The 14,211-nt window shown below is 72.0% G+C and carries 14 protein-coding genes; 6 read left to right on the top strand and 8 right to left on the bottom strand.

Features of this window, described 5'->3' with window-relative positions; genetic code table 11:
- Positions 1–3: 3 nt before the first annotated feature.
- Together SH922_RS23365 and SH922_RS23360 are read right to left on the bottom strand one after the other, a co-directional pair.
- The gene (locus SH922_RS23365; protein WP_393059843.1) at positions 4–1,845 is read right to left on the bottom strand and encodes a zinc ribbon domain-containing protein; all 1,842 of its coding nucleotides are present in this window, start codon (positions 1,843–1,845) and stop codon (positions 4–6) included.
- Between the two features lie 172 nt (positions 1,846–2,017).
- Positions 2,018–2,710: a demethylmenaquinone methyltransferase gene (locus tag SH922_RS23360; RefSeq protein WP_362550090.1), complete on the bottom strand. Its 693-nt coding sequence runs from the start codon at positions 2,708–2,710 to the stop codon at positions 2,018–2,020.
- 258 nt (positions 2,711–2,968) lie between these two features.
- Between SH922_RS23360 and SH922_RS23355 the strand changes: the two genes are divergently transcribed.
- The 4 genes from SH922_RS23355 (at position 2,969) to SH922_RS23340 (ending at position 6,102) form a co-directional block, all read left to right on the top strand.
- A complete protein-coding gene (locus SH922_RS23355) occupies positions 2,969–3,478 on the top strand; it encodes a SigE family RNA polymerase sigma factor (protein ID WP_393059842.1) in 510 nt (169 codons plus the stop codon).
- Positions 3,479–3,488: 10 nt separating this feature from the next.
- A complete protein-coding gene (locus SH922_RS23350; protein ID WP_393059841.1) occupies positions 3,489–4,391 on the top strand; it encodes a hypothetical protein in 903 nt (300 codons plus the stop codon).
- An 85-nt stretch (positions 4,392–4,476) separates the two neighbouring features.
- Entirely contained in the window at positions 4,477–5,289 is an 813-nt protein-coding gene (locus SH922_RS23345) for a DUF3152 domain-containing protein (RefSeq protein WP_393063665.1), read from the top strand.
- Positions 5,290–5,406: 117 nt separating this feature from the next.
- Complete coding sequence (locus SH922_RS23340; RefSeq protein WP_393059840.1) at positions 5,407–6,102, top strand: DUF3152 domain-containing protein; 696 nt, start codon at positions 5,407–5,409, stop codon at positions 6,100–6,102.
- An 18-nt stretch (positions 6,103–6,120) separates the two neighbouring features.
- Here SH922_RS23340 and SH922_RS23335 read toward each other — a convergent pair whose 3' ends face one another.
- The 4 genes from SH922_RS23335 to SH922_RS23320 all read right to left on the bottom strand — a co-directional run bounded on the left by SH922_RS23335 (position 6,121) and on the right by SH922_RS23320 (position 11,036).
- Positions 6,121–6,765 (bottom strand): hypothetical protein, encoded by a 645-nt coding sequence (locus tag SH922_RS23335; protein WP_393059839.1) that lies wholly within the window; start codon positions 6,763–6,765, stop codon positions 6,121–6,123.
- A gap of 11 nt (positions 6,766–6,776) precedes the next feature.
- Entirely contained in the window at positions 6,777–7,976 is a 1,200-nt protein-coding gene (gene mqnC / locus SH922_RS23330; RefSeq protein WP_350991924.1) for a cyclic dehypoxanthinyl futalosine synthase, read from the bottom strand.
- A gap of 72 nt (positions 7,977–8,048) precedes the next feature.
- Positions 8,049–9,791 carry a serine/threonine-protein kinase gene (locus SH922_RS23325; protein ID WP_393059838.1) on the bottom strand — a complete coding sequence of 581 codons (1,743 nt, stop codon included), beginning with the start codon at positions 9,789–9,791 and terminating at the stop codon, positions 8,049–8,051.
- Positions 9,792–10,157: 366 nt separating this feature from the next.
- Positions 10,158–11,036 (bottom strand): menaquinone biosynthetic enzyme MqnA/MqnD family protein, encoded by an 879-nt coding sequence (locus SH922_RS23320; RefSeq protein WP_393059837.1) that lies wholly within the window; start codon positions 11,034–11,036, stop codon positions 10,158–10,160.
- 353 nt (positions 11,037–11,389) lie between these two features.
- Between SH922_RS23320 and SH922_RS23315 the strand changes: the two genes are divergently transcribed.
- Positions 11,390–11,593, top strand: coding sequence for a cold-shock protein (locus SH922_RS23315; protein ID WP_003967102.1), 204 nt, complete (start codon positions 11,390–11,392; stop codon positions 11,591–11,593).
- 95 nt (positions 11,594–11,688) lie between these two features.
- Here the strand turns inward: SH922_RS23315 and SH922_RS23310 are convergent, their stop codons facing one another.
- A complete protein-coding gene (locus SH922_RS23310; RefSeq protein ID WP_393059836.1) occupies positions 11,689–11,949 on the bottom strand; it encodes a hypothetical protein in 261 nt (86 codons plus the stop codon).
- 65 nt (positions 11,950–12,014) lie between these two features.
- Here SH922_RS23310 and SH922_RS23305 point away from each other — a divergent pair, with 65 nt between their 5' ends.
- Entirely contained in the window at positions 12,015–12,842 is an 828-nt protein-coding gene (locus SH922_RS23305; protein ID WP_393059835.1) for a MerR family transcriptional regulator, read from the top strand.
- 52 nt (positions 12,843–12,894) lie between these two features.
- On the opposite strand, the gene SH922_RS23300 is transcribed toward SH922_RS23305, so the two are convergent.
- Positions 12,895–14,127: an amidohydrolase family protein gene (locus tag SH922_RS23300; RefSeq protein WP_393059834.1), complete on the bottom strand. Its 1,233-nt coding sequence runs from the start codon at positions 14,125–14,127 to the stop codon at positions 12,895–12,897.
- Positions 14,128–14,211 lie beyond the last annotated feature (84 nt).

The following is a 14,211-nucleotide window of genomic DNA, read 5'->3' as shown; positions in this document are numbered from 1 at the left end:
GGGTCAGCCGGGGTCGCCTGCCAGCCGGACGGACCGGGCCGTCGAGGGTCCCTCGGGGGCGTTGACCTGGTCGGTGGGCGTGTCGGGGTCGAACTGTCCGGTCGGCGGTGACTCCGTCGACGTCTCGCTGCTCCGGACCGGGGCGGGCTTGTTGTCGTCGCTGTTGCGGTCCTTCAGCGCCAGCACACCGGCGGTCACCCCGCCGCCGACGAGCAGCGCGGCGGCGAGCGTCGCGCACCAGATGACGACGGTCCGTCTGCCGCCGGACGGTTCAGGAGCGGGGGCGGGAGCGGGCGTGAACGGGCCCGGAGCCGCCGGGTACGCCGCGTACGCCGGCGGAACCGCCCCGGCACGCCCCGTCAGCCGCAGCAGGTACGGCGCGACGAGCACGGCACCGCCCACCCACAGCAGGCCGAACAGCAGCACGTCCGACACGCTCAGGGCGAGTTCGACGGCGCCTCGGCCGTTCGTGTCGTCGATGCGGCCGGAGAACTCCGCCGAGATTCCGCCCAGCCCGGCCAGCGTCAGGAACAGCAGCAGGAACAGCCCGCCCGCGGTTGCCTGTTCGCCCCGGCCTGCCGAGCGGCGCGCGGCCAGCAGCCCGACCGTGAGCGCGCAGACGACGCCGGTGACGAGCGCCCCGGTCACCGCCCAGCCACCCAGTTCGTCACCCATTTCGGACAGACCGAAGCCACCGCGCTCCGGACCGGAGTCGAGGAGGGCCCGCCACCCGTGGCTGTCGTACTCGACGTGTGCGCCCCAGCTCAGGCCGAGCACGTGCAGTCCGATGTTGGGCAGGAACGGCAGGGCGACCAGCAGGGATTCGCCGTTGACGTCGTCCGAGGTGGCGTACAGGACGAAGCCGATCAGGGAGCAGAGCAGCAGTACGACGCCGAGCGCCCGGACCGCCGAACCGGCGGCCCGCACCAGGGTCAGCGCACCGGGCCGTCCCGCCAGCCACTGGGCCGCCGCGTCGCGTTGCAGTACGCCGCAGGTGACCAGCAGCGCCATGACGAGCGCACCGAGCGCGGCAAGGACCGGGGAGGACGAGACCGCGACGTCCGCGACCTCGGGCTGCGCGAAGAGTCCGAGGAGCAGGACGGCCGCGGTGGCCACGAGGCTGATCCGTACCGCGGCCTCCAGGCCGCCGCCCTGTCTGCGGGCCGCACGGGCGCCGAGGATCAGCGCACCGATCCAGAGCACGGTGACGGTGAGCGGGATGAGGGCAAGCGTGTAACTGCCCTGGCTGCCCGGGTCCAGGCTCCCGAAGTCCGAGCCGAAGTCCGAGCCGCCGGAGCCGTAGTCGTAGTCGGAGCCGTAATCGGAGTCGTAGTCGGAGCCGTAGTCGGAGCCGTTCAGGCCGCCGGGTCCGACCGCGCGGAGCTCGAAGCCGCCGCCGAACGCCTGGAGCAGCATCGCGAGCGCGATCCGCAGCCGGTCGCTCCAGCCGACGACGACGTCGTCGCCCTGCCCGTACGTCGGGATGGAGAGCGCCACCGCGAGGGCCACGATCAGTCCGGTCGGCCAGGCCGCGGCCTTCACCGAGCCCGCCCAGTCGCCCCGGAACACCCGGCCGAAGAAGGCGCCGAGGGGTGACGGCCCCGCCGGGACCACCGGCATCGGGGCGTACGCGGGCGGCAGGGGCGGGCCCGCCACCGGAGCGAGCGGGACCGCGGCAGGGGGCGGCGGCGCGACGGGCGGCGGGGGCGTCGCGGGTGCCTGCGGGGGCGCCATGGGCGCCTGCGGAGGCGCCGCGGGTGCCTGCGGGCGTTCGCGCCCGCACTTCATGCAGAAGCGCGCCTCGTCCGGCGCCTGGGTTCCGCAGAAGGGACAGTACGACGGCATGAGGACTCCGCAAGGGGGAGACGGGGACGGCCGGAACGGTGACACACAGGAACCGGGAAGACGCGTGCCGTATCAACGGACACATCTTCCCCGTTACCCGGTTCCCGTCAACTCGGATCCACCGCACCGGATTTCACCGGCGGCGCCCCCGCCGGCCCCGAGCTCCCGGGCCTCAGGCGCGTACGCCCCGGTGCAGTGCGACCACACCGCCCGTGAGGTTGCGCCAGGCGACCTTCGACCAGCCGGCCTGCTGGAGCTTGGCCGCGAGCCCGGCCTGGTCGGGCCAGGCGCGGATCGACTCGGCGAGGTAGACGTACGCGTCGGGGTTGGACGACACCGCACGCGCGACCGGCGGCAGGGCCCGCATCAGGTACTCGGTGTAGACGGTCCGGAACGGTGCCCAGACCGGCTGGGAGAACTCGCAGATGACCACCCGGCCGCCCGGCTTGGTCACCCGGTAGAGCTCACGCAGCGCCGCGTCCGTGTCCTGGACGTTGCGCAGCCCGAAGGAGATGGTCACCGCGTCGAACGTCTCGTCGCGGAACGGCAGCTTCGTGGCGTCGCCCGCCGTGAAGGGCAGCCAGGAGTTGCGCTTCTTGCCCTCGCGCAGCATGCCGATGGAGAAGTCGCACGGCACGACGTACGCACCGGTCGCGGCGAACGGCAGCGAGGACGTCGCGGTCCCGGCGGCCAGGTCGAGGACCTTCTCCGCGGGCCGGGCGTGCACCGCGGCGGCGACCTCCTTGCGCCACAGCCGGGCCTGGCCGAGCGAGAGCACGTCATTGGTGAGGTCGTAGTTCGCCGCCACGTCGTCGAACATCGAGGCGACTTCGTGCGGCTGCTTGTCCAGGGAGGCTCGGGTCACCCACCCATTCAAGCAGCCCGGCCGGGCCGCGGCGGGGCGGGCCCGCTGTCGGGGAACCCCGCGACGGCGATCAGTGGCGCAGCGCCTCCGCGGGCTGGACACGGCCGCGCTGCCGCCCACGGGCGGGCCAGGGCACGCCCGCCACTTCTCCGCGTCCCGTCGGGCCGGAAACCGGTCCCGGTCCGGCTTCAACCTTTCCGGCCCGTCGGCACTCAGTAACAGGCGTAGTGACCACCGACAGACCACAGAGGAGGCTGGATGACCGCCGGACGCAACGCGGACGCCGCCGGCTTCGAGGATTTCGCCCGCGCAAGCCAGCGGCGCCTGTACCGCACCGCGTATCTGCTGTGCGGGGACGCCGACGCCGCCCGTGATCTGACCCAGACGACGCTGGCGAAGCTGTTCCAGCACTGGGGCCGGGCGAGCGCGGCCGACCATCCGGACGCCTACGCCCGCACAGTGCTGACGCGCACCTACATCGCCGAACGCCGGCGCCGGCTGCGCGACTTCCGTGCCCATACGCCGATCGCCGCCCACACACCCGCGGTCGGCCCCGAGCTGACCGTCACCTTGCTGGCCGCGCTCGCCGAACTTCCCGCCCGCGCACGGGCGATGGTCGTCCTGCGCTACTGGGAGGACCTGAGCGTGGAGACGGTCGCCGAGCTGCTTCGCTGCAGCCCGTCCACCGTGAAGAGCCAGTGTTCGCGCTCGCTCGCCACGCTGCGCACCCGCCTGGGCGACGCGCATCTCTACACCACCCGAAGCTGAGGAGACCGTCATGGACATGTTTACTGACCGCTCCCCCGGCCGGGGCCCGGACACCGACGCCCAGGACCTGCTGGTCAGGGCGGCCATGGAGCAGGCCGCCGAGAGCGCACCGTCACTGCCCGACCTGGTGCCCGTCGCCCTGGTCCAGGGCCGCAGGCGCCGGGTCCGCGCCCGCGCTGCCGTCGGGGCGGGGGTGACGGGCGTGGTGGCCCTGGGCGTGTTCGGCGCGCTCCTGCCGATGTGGGGCTCCGGAGGGGGCGCGCAGACGGCGCGGACCGGGTCCGCCGCCTCGCAGACCACGACCGCCACCCCCTCTCCGGCCGCTACCGGCCGGCCCGCGCCCACGCCCGTGCACATCGAGCCGACCGCCGGTGAGACGTCGATGGCCGATCTGCCGCCGGCCGAACGGGCCCGGCAGGAGGAGTTCCAGCGGCAGGTCGCGGTGCTGCTCGACGAACTGCTCCCCGAGCGGCTCGGCACCGTCCGCCCGGTCGACCTGGCGGTGAACCGCTATCAGGGCGGATCGGACGGCAACACCTTCCCGGTCATCTTCTCGGTACGCCCCCAGGCCGATCCGGGGGATGCCGGCGCGGACCCGGCGTGCAAGGACACCCCGTCGAAGGGCTTCCGGTGCAGGACGGCGTTGCTGCCGGGCGGCATCAGGGTCCGCTCCTTCAGCGCGGTGGGGAACCAGAAGGGCTCGCAGGCCATCACCGGCGTCGAACTCTCGTTCACGTACGGCAGCAGCAGAGTCAGGCTCTCGGTCGACGGTGACGACTCCTCGATGGTGTCGGCGCCGGTCAACGTGGACCAACTGCTCCACGTCGTCCGTGACTCCAGGTTCCTGAAGCTCGTGAAGTACGCGGACGGGCATCCGATGGAGGACAAGGAGCACTCCGTTCGTGGCGGCTGACAGCGGACGGCACCAGGGACAACGGCGGAGCCGGGGAGGCAGTCGGCTCGCCCGGCAGAAGCGCCGGCGCCGCAGCCGGATACGCGTGCTGGTCGCGGTACTCGTCCCGGCGACGCTGATCTGCGTCGCCGCGGTCGCCGCTCCCCGGTGGGCGGGCGGCGACGACCCGTCGGCCTCGGCCTCGGCGGCCGGGCCGGAGCCGTCGGGCTCCGGCCCGGCCCCGCGCCCGGCCGCCACGTCGTCCTCCCCCACCGCGAAGCCGCGGACGACCACCGCGCCTCCCACCCGTTCCCCGGCCCCCTCCCGCTCCGCTGCCCAGCGGGCCGGCAGGCCTCCCCGTGTCCCCGCATCCGGCCCGGGCACGTTCGCGGTCGCCCGTGCGGGGGCCTCGTCCGGCGGCGGGAACGCCTACCGGGTCGAGGTCGAGAACGGTTCGGGCGTGGACCCGGACGAGGCGGCCGCCCGGATCGCCGACGTCCTGGCCGCGCCACGCGGCTGGGCTCACGGCGGGGCGCGCTCGTTCCACCAGGTCGCCGAGGGGCCCGCCGGGCTGGTCATCCGTATCGCCACCCCGGCAACCACCGACCGCATCTGCGCGACGGGCGACATGAACACCCACGGCGAGGTCAACTGCCGGCTGGCCGAGGTGGTGATGGTCAACCTGAAGCGCTGGCAGAGTGGTTCGCCGGAGTTCCACGGCCCCCTCGCCGACTACCGCGCCCTGATCATCAACCACGAGGTCGGGCACTGGCTCGGTCACGGCCACGAGACCTGCCCCGGCAGGGGCCGCACCGCCCCCGCGATGATGCAGCAGATCTACGGCCTCAAGGGATGCGTCTCCAACGCCTGGCCCTACGACGCGAAAGGCCAGTACCTCGGCGGCCCTTCCGTACGGTGACGCTCCGCGGACCCGCGCCCGGCCCTCACCTCGTTTGCAAGTGGACTGAACCAATTGGCCCCGACACCGGTCCTTAGAACGGGGAGTGGAAACCACCGAGGACTGGGGAGGGCGCAAATGCCCGCAGGGAGTACTCGCCGGAGCGGGCAACGGGAAGGCGGCCGGAACCGGCTGTTCGTCAAGGCCGCCGTGCCGGTCGTGCTGGTCGCGGCAGCCGTGGTGGGCATCCGGTGGAACGGTGGGCACGATCCGAGTACGTCCTCCGCATCCGCCACCTTCACGGTGGCCCGCGCGGGCGCCTCGGAGACCGGTAAGGGCGACGCCTACCGGGTCGAGGTGGAGAAGGGCTCCGGCCTGGACGCGGACGAGGCCGCCGCCGAGGTGGCCCGCGTCCTGGCCGCGCCGCGGGGCTGGTCGCACCACGGGGAGCACTCCTTCCGCCAGGTCGCCGAGGGCCCGGCGGGGCTGGTCATCCGGATAGCCACACCCGCGACCACCGACCGCATCTGCGGGAAGGGCGGCCTCGACACCCATGGCGAGGTCAACTGCCGGGTCGGCACCGACGTCATGGTCAACCTGAAGCGCTGGCAGCGGGGTTCGCCGGAGTTCCACGGCCCGCTGGCCGACTACCGTGCCCTGATCGTCAACCACGAGGTGGGCCACTGGCTGGGCCACGGCCACGAGACCTGCCCCGGCAAGGGCCGCCCCGCCCCCGCGATGATGCAGCAGATCTACGGCCTCAGGGGATGCGTCTCCAACGCCTGGCCCTACGACGCGAAAGGCCGTTACCTCGGCGGCCCGTCGGTGCCGTGACGCCCTTGCGAGTGCCGCCTACCTGCCCCGGTACACCAGTCGCCCCGCCGCGACCGTCGCCACACAGCTCGCCCCGCCCGCCGCGAGCAGGGCCTCCTCGTCCGGCACGTCGAAGGCGGCGAGATCGGCCCGCCCCCCGACGGTGAGCGGTGCCGCCATCGCCCCGGCCACCGCCACGGCCCCGGCCAGCGGGTCGAGCCGCGGCGCGCCACCGGGGTGCGCCTGAGTGCCGATGACCAGCAGCCCGGACCGGCGCATGGCCGTGATCAGGGCGGACGATGCGGTGGGGGCGGCCGTCGCCGCGGTCGTCCCGTGCCGGAGCATCCGGTGCAGCCCGCGCCGTACGCTGCCGGCCCGCCAGGTGTCGTCCGGCCCGAGCGCGTCGAGCGCCTCGCCGGTCAGCGGCGCCGTGCCCAGGGTGTCCGCCTCACGCGGATCGGGGAAGTACGACCCCTCCAGCAGCCGGACCGCGTCCCGTTGCAGGAGCCCCGGGGTCAGGACGCCCGGCCAGCGCCGGACCCGGGCGGCGGGGTGGGACGCGGCCAGTTCCCCGTACGGGCCGAAGGCGACGGTCACCGCGTCCTGCACGGCCACCGCGCCGCCGGGCACGGGAGCACGACCGCCGCCCGGCAGGAGCAGGGCGGCGGTGTGGATCGTCAGCAAGGCGACAGACCTTAGTTGGCGTTGAGGAGCTTGAGCTCCGGGTGGGCGGTGCCGCCCTCGATCGCGGTGGACGAGATGTGCGAGACCACGCGCTCGTCGACCGGGTCGTTCGCCGGGTCGTCGTGCACGACGAGGTGCTCGTACGTGGTGGCGCGCTGGGCCGGCACCCGGTCCGCCTTGCGGATCAGGTCGATGATCTCCAGGCGGTTGGAGCGGTGCTTGGCGCCGGCGGAGGAGACGACGTTCTCCTCCAGCATGATCGAGCCGAGGTCGTCCGCGCCGTAGTGCAGCGACAGCTGGCCGACCTCCTTGCCCGTGGTGAGCCAGGAGCCCTGGATGTGGGCGACGTTGTCCAGGAAGATCCGGGCGATGGCGATCATCCGCAGGTACTCGAAGAGCGTGGCCTGCGTCTGGCCCTTCAGCTTGTTGTTCTCCGGCTGGTACGTGTACGGGATGAAGGCGCGGAAGCCGCCGGTACGGTCCTGCACGTCGCGGATCATGCTCAGGTGCTCGATGCGCTCGGCGTTCGTCTCGCCGGTGCCCATCAGCATGGTGGAGGTCGACTCGACCCCCAGGCCGTGGGCGATCTCCATGATCTCCAGCCAGCGCTCGCCGGACTCCTTGAGCGGGGCGATCGCGGTGCGCGGCCGGGCCGGGAGCAGCTCGGCGCCGGCGCCGGCGAAGGAGTCGAGCCCGGCGGCGTGGATCCGCTGGATGGCCTCCTCGGCGGAGACCTTGGAGATCCGGGCCATGTGCTCGATCTCGGAGGCGCCCAGCGAGTGGATGACCAGCTGCGGGAACGCCTTCTTGATCGCGGAGAAGTGCTCCTCGTAGTACTCCACGCCGTAGTCCGGGTGGTGCCCGCCCTGGAACATGATCTGCGTGCCGCCGAGCTCGACCGTCTCCGCGCAGCGGCGCAGGATGTCGTCGAGGTCGCGGGACCAGCCCTTGGCGGTGTCCTTGGGCGCGGCGTAGAAGGCGCAGAACTTGCAGGCCGTGACGCACACGTTCGTGTAGTTGATGTTGCGCTCGATGATGTACGTCGCGATGTGCTCCGTACCGGCGTAGCGGCGCCGGCGCACGGCGTCGGCTGCCGCGCCCAGGGCGTGCAGGGGCGCCGACCGGTAGAGGTCGAGGGCCTCCGCCGGAGTGATCCGGCCGCCTTCGGCGGCTCGGTCGAGGATGGGCTGGAGGTCGGCCTTCTCGGTCACCGGGCTGTCACCTTTCGGCGGTTTTTCAACGGATCTACGGACCGGCTCAGCGTACGCCAGCGCCGGTGCGGGTCAGCGGCCGGACCGGATCAGCGTGCCGTACGGGAGTCCGGCGCCCCGCTCGTCGGACCGGAACCGCAGGGTGCCGTCGGCTGCGCGGGTGAAGTGGAGGTCGGCGGGCGTGGTGGTGCACAGCCCGGCCGTGCCGGGGCGTTCGGGATCGGCGCGTTCCCTGAGCTTCAGCTCCTTGTCCGTTCCGGAGGTGAGGGTGGCGATGCTGAAGCAGCTGACGTCCACGCCGAGGCCCGTGATCGTCGTCGTCATGTGGACGACCTCGGCGCCCTTCCCCCCCTTCTCGAACACCGCGGTGAGTGTGCCGTGCGGCGCCCCGGTCGTCTTCTCGGTGAGCGGCCCCCGCCACGTACCGATGAAGGCGTCCGGGACCGCGGTGACCTGGTCCGGTGAGCCGGCCCCGGAGCCCGCCGGTGCGGGCGTCTCGGCGTCGGAGGTGCCCGAGGACGTGCCGGGCGAGGTGGCGGACGGGGTCGCGCCGACGTCGCCGTGCCCTGCGCTGTCGGCACCGCCCCCGCCAGGCATCAGGTCGAAGAGGAACGCGCTGCCCACGGTCACCGCGGCGAGCGCACCGGCCACCGCGAGGGCGACGGTGCAGCTGAGCCTGCGCCCCCGGTGCTCGCCCGGCCGCGAGTCCGCGCTCATGGTGACGGCGAACCGGGGATCGGGGGTGCGCTGCCCGGGCACCCCGCCCGTCCCGGTGGCGGGAAACCGCGGCGGCGGGGTCGGCCCGGACGCCGGGGGCGGTTCGACCGGCGGGCCGAAGACACCGAGCGGGCCGTCCACCCCGGCCGTCCCCAGCGAGGGGTTGCTGAACGGCACCGGCCCCGACTGCAGCGGCGCCGCCTGCGGTTCCAGGTCGAGCAGGGCGACCGCCGACCGGCTGACCTCGCGCACCAGCGGACCGGGCAGCCAGCCCGCCGCCACCGAGGCCGCCGCACCGCCGGGCACCAACTGCCGGGCGAGCTCTGCCGGGGTGGGCCGGACGGCCGGGTCCTTCGCGAGGCAGGAGGCGATGACGTCGCGCAGCCCGCCCTCCAGCTCGCCCAGTTCGGGTTCCTCGTGCACCACCTTGTAGAGGAGCACTGCGGAGGAGTCGCCGAGGAAGGGGGCGGCGCCGGTCGCCGCGTACGCGAGCACCGCTCCCAGCGAGAAGATGTCGGCCGCGCCCGAGATGTCCAGGCCGCGGATCTGCTCCGGCGCCATGTAGCCGGGCGAGCCGACCGAGACACCGGTGGAGGTGAGCGAGGCGGTGGCGTCGATGGCCCGGGCGATGCCGAAGTCGATGAGCCGGGGGCCGTCGAGGGCGAGCAGGACGTTGGACGGCTTCACGTCCCGGTGGATCAGGCCCTGCCCGTGGACCGCGGTCAGCGCCTCGGCGAGCCCGGCGCCCAGGGTGCGTACCGCCTGTTCGGGCAGCGGCCCGTGCTCGGTGACTGCTTCCGATAGCGGCGGCCCGGCCACGTAGCCGTGGGCCACCCACGGAACGGGGGCGTCCGGGTCGGCGTCCAGGACGGGCGCGGTCCACTGCGCACCGATCCGCCGCGCCGCGTCCACCTCGCGCCGGAAGCGGGCACGGAACTGCTCGTCGAGCGCGAAGTGCGGGTGGACGACCTTGACCGCGACGGTACGGCCGCCCGCGCTGCGCCCCAGATAGACGCGGCCCATGCCGCCGGCGCCGAGCCGGCCGAGCAGCCGGTAGGCACCGATGCTCAGCGGTTCGCCGGCTTCGAGCGGCTGCATATACGGACTCCCCCTGTGGACCGGCCGGACCTCCGACCGAAGCCTAGGGGCGAAGGTCATCGGGTCACAGGGGAAACCATCCGCCGATTTCGTCCCCAAGGGAACGAACGGCGTCATTCACCACAACAAAAGGCGTGAATGTGCCGTTCCGCCGGTCGTTTACGGAAGGGGTCGGGGACGTGCGTCCCGGAAGGGATCGGGACGCACGTCCGACACATTCCACCAATCGGCCATTCAACGCGAATTCACCCGAATCGATATCCGCACATCCACCCGGGGGTTCCGCACAAGGGAACGGCGGGAATGGCCGGGCATTCCGTGCCGCCGGTACCGACGGCACGGGGCGGAGGAAGCCCGGCGCGACCGCTAGCCGCCGAGAAGCTCGACGTTCACATCCGCCGGGAAGCCCGTCGTCGGACCGGTCCTGCGCGCGAACTCCTTGACGCCCGCCAGCTGCGCGGACCCGAAGCGGAAGTCGAGCGTCGTGAAGTAGCGCTCCAGGACCTCCGCGTCGAAGGCCTCCCAGCGCGCGGCCTGCTCCGCGACCTTGGTGACCTCCTCCAGGGACACGTCCCGCGAGGCCAGGAACGCCTCATGGACCTTCTTCACCGCGGTGGGCTCGGCCGCCAGGTAGTCCTTGCGCGCGGCCCAGACGGCGAAGACGAACGGCAGCCCCGTCCACTCCTTCCACATCGCGCCCAGGTCGTGGACCTGGAGCCCGAGCCGGGGGGCGTCGTGCAGGTTGGCGCGCAGCGCGGCGTCACCGATGAGGACGGCGGCGTCCGCCTCCTGCATCATCAGGCCGAGGTCGGGCGGGCAGGTGTAGTAGTCGGGGGTGACACCGAACCGCTCGGCGAGCAGCAGCTGCGCCAGCCGTACGGAGGTGCGCGAGGTCGAGCCGAGCGCCACCCGGGCCCGGTCGAGGTCCTCCAGGGGCCGCTGCGACACGATCACGCACGACATGACGGGCCCGTCGCAGCCGACCGCGATGTCGGGGAAGGCGACCAGGTCGTCGGCGTTGCGCAGGAACTCCACGAGGGTGACGGGGCCGATGTCCAGATCGCCCCTGATCAGCTGCTCGCTGAGCTTCTCCGGGGTGTCCTTCGAGAGCTCCAGGTCGAGCAGGGTTCCGGTCCGCGCGAGCCCCCAGTAGAGGGGAAGGCAGTTCAGGAACTGGATGTGGCCGACGCGCGGCCGGCTGCGACGGTCGTCGCCTGCGACGGTTGAGACGGTTGAATTGTCCACATCGCGAGGCTAGACCCGCGACCGGACGACGGTCTCACCGGGGGCGCGCGGCGTCGCACGGGCCCCTCTTCCGGGGGCCCCGCAATGGATACCGATGGCCTCTCGGGAAGGTCCGTGAAGACGCCCGGAAGGGCCTCCCGGTGCGCGCATCCGCGCGGCAATCAAACATCCGGGTGAAGTGATCTTTCCCTCTACCCTTCCGCACATGCTGCATGCTAGGCTCAACGCCAAGTTGCAGTTTGGTTTCCCTTGCAGTACAGAGCCTGCGGAGCATGTAACCCGCAGGCTTTTGTAGTTTTCAGACTTCTTTGCAGGTTCTGGAGCAGGGCAACCCTTTGGCCCAAGGAGGGCTTATGGCTACCGGAACCGTCAAGTGGTTCAACGCTGAAAAGGGCTTCGGCTTCATCGCCCAGGACGGCGGCGGCCCGGATGTCTTCGTCCACTATTCCGCGATCAACGCGTCCGGGTTCCGCTCCCTCGAGGAGAACCAGGTCGTGAACTTCGACGTCACTCAGGGGCCCAAGGGTCCGCAGGCTGAGAACGTCACCCCGGCCTAGTTGCCCGGGTCGGCCGATCGCGGCCGGTAACGCAGTACCCAAGGAGCCCTGCTCCTCCGCCTCGGCGGAGGAGCAGGGCTCCTGCCTTCGGCCCCCTACCTGGCGGGCGTCTCGTCCCGGCTGTCCACGACGCCGCGGTCGAGTACGGCCTGCAGCTCGGTGACCGTGCCCTTCTCGCCCAGCTCGGTGTCCTGGACCAGGTAGGCACGCAGACGCAGGTAGTCGTAGCTGTTCGCGTCGAGGACCAGCTCCTTGCGACGACTCCCGCAGGGTTCCGCGCAGCCGCCACGCCTCCAGGAAGGCCAGCGACACGACGTCCTGCGCGCCGGCCCGGGAGTTCCCGTGGCCTGGATCACATCCGGGTCCGGCCACTGCGATGCTTGACCTTGACGCCGTGTGAGGCCTTCCACTGGGAGACATCATGTTCACCATCGGAGACTTCGCCCGGTACGGGCGGGTGTCGGCCCGGATGCTGCGTCACTACGACGCCGTCGGGCTGCTGCACCCCGACCGTACCGACCCGGCCACCGGCTACCGCTACTACGGCGCCGCCCAGCTCGCCCGGCTCAACCGGATCATCGCCCTCAAGGACCTCGGCTTCACGCTCCAGCAGGTGCGAGCCGTCCTCGACGAGGAGGTGGGCCCGGAGGAGCTGCGCGGAATGCTGCGGCTGCGACGAGTGGAGCTGGAGGCGGCGATGGCCGCGGCGGCGGCCCGGCTGACCCAGGTCGAGGCGAGGCTCCGGTCGATCGAGAGCGAGGGACACATGCCCGTGGAAGATGTCGTGATCAAGAGCGTTCCGGCGGTACGGGTCGCGGAGCTGACCGCGGTGGCCGCGGGGTACGAACCGGAGGACATCACGCCGGTGATCGGCCCGCTGTACGAGCGGCTGTTCCCGCTGCTGGGCGAGGCGGGGGTCTCCCCGACGGGCCCGGGGATCGCCCGGTACGAGGACGCCCCGGAGGGCGGCGGCGCGATCGTCGTCCACGCCGGGGTGACGGTCTCGGCCCCGGTGGGGCCGGTGGGTGACACCGGCGTCACGGTGGTCGAGCTGCCGCCCTTCGAGGCGGCGACGATCGTCCACCGGGGCTCGATGGCCGGAATCCTGCCGACGGCCCAGGCCCTGGCCCGGGGGATCGACGCGGGCGGTCACCGGTCGGCGGGGTACGCGCGGGAGGTCAACCTGGAGTGCCCCGAGGACGAGGACAAGTGGGTGACGGAGCTTCAGGAGCCGGTCATCCGGGCCTGATCCGGGAGGGCGGGGCGGCGCCTCCGGCCACCCGCCCCGCCATCCCTCTCGTTCACGCCCCGGCGCCGGGTCCCGCCCACAGCCCGTCGGCGGTCAGTCCGAGCAGGTCGATCGCGTTACGGCGCACGATGCGGTCCACGACATCGGCGTCCAGATGCCCCATCTGCGCCTCGCCGACCTCGCGCGACTTGGGCCAGGTCGAGTCGGAGTGCGGGTAGTCCGTCTCGTACAGGACGTTGCCCACCCCGATCGAGTCCAGGTTCTTCAGCCCGAAGGCGTCGTCGAAGAAGCAGCCGTAGACGTGCTCGGTGAACAGCTCCGACGGCGGCCGGTGGACCTTGTCGGCCACCCCGCCCCAGCCACGGTTCTCCTCCCAGACCACGTCGGCGCGTTCCAGGATGTACGGAATCCACCCGATCTGGCCTTCCGCGTACATGATCCGCAGGTTCGGGAAGCGTTCGAACTTGCCGCTCATCAGCCAGTCGACCATCGAGAAGCAGCAGTTGGCGAAGGTGATGGTGGAGCCGACCGCCGGCGGGGCGTCGGCCGACGTCGACGGCATCTTCGAGGACGAGCCGATGTGCATGGCGATCACCGTCCCCGTCTCGTCGCAGGCCCGGAGGAACGGATCCCACTCGTCCGTATGAATGGACGGCAGTCCGAGATGCGGAGGTATCTCGGAGAACGCCACGGCACGCACCCCGCGGGCGGCGTTGCGCCGGACCTCGTCGGCGGCCAGCCGTGCGTCCCAGAGCGGGACCAGGGTGAGCGGGATGAGCCGGCCGTGCGCGTCGGGCCCGCACCACTCCTCGACCATCCAGTCGTTGTACGCGCGCACCCCCAGCAGTCCGAGTTCGCGGTCCTTCGCCTCGGTGAAGGTCTGGCCGCAGAAGCGGGGGAAGGTCGGGAAGCAGAGGGCGGACTGGACGTGGTTGACGTCCATGTCGGCGAGCCGCTCCGGCACCGAGAACGAACCGGGACGCATCTGCTCGTACGTGATGACTTCGAGCCTGATCTCGTCCCGGTCGTAGCCGACCGCGGTGTCGAGCCGGGTGAGCGGGCGGTGCAGGTCCTCGTACACCCACCAGTCGCCGACCGGCCCGTCGTCCCCCTTCGCACCCATCACAGGCGCGAACTTGCCACCCATGAAGGTCATTTCCTTTAGCGGCGCCCGGACGATGCGCGGTCCGGAGTCCGCGTACTTGGACGGGAGCCGGTCCCGCCAGACATGAGCGGGCTCCACCGTGTGGTCGTCCACCGAGATGATCTTCGGGAAGGTCTCCATGCGTACCAAGGTAGCGTTGATCTGACGAACCGTCAGCTCTCTTGACGGGGCCCCGTTCCACAATCGTTGTCGAGGGCTTGTGCA

It is taken from the genome of Streptomyces sp. LN549, assembly GCF_043203805.1.
Taxonomy (GTDB): Bacteria; Actinomycetota; Actinomycetes; order Streptomycetales; family Streptomycetaceae; genus Streptomyces.
Note: the sequence above shows the minus strand (reverse complement) of the source record. Positions and strands in the feature narration are given on the sequence as shown.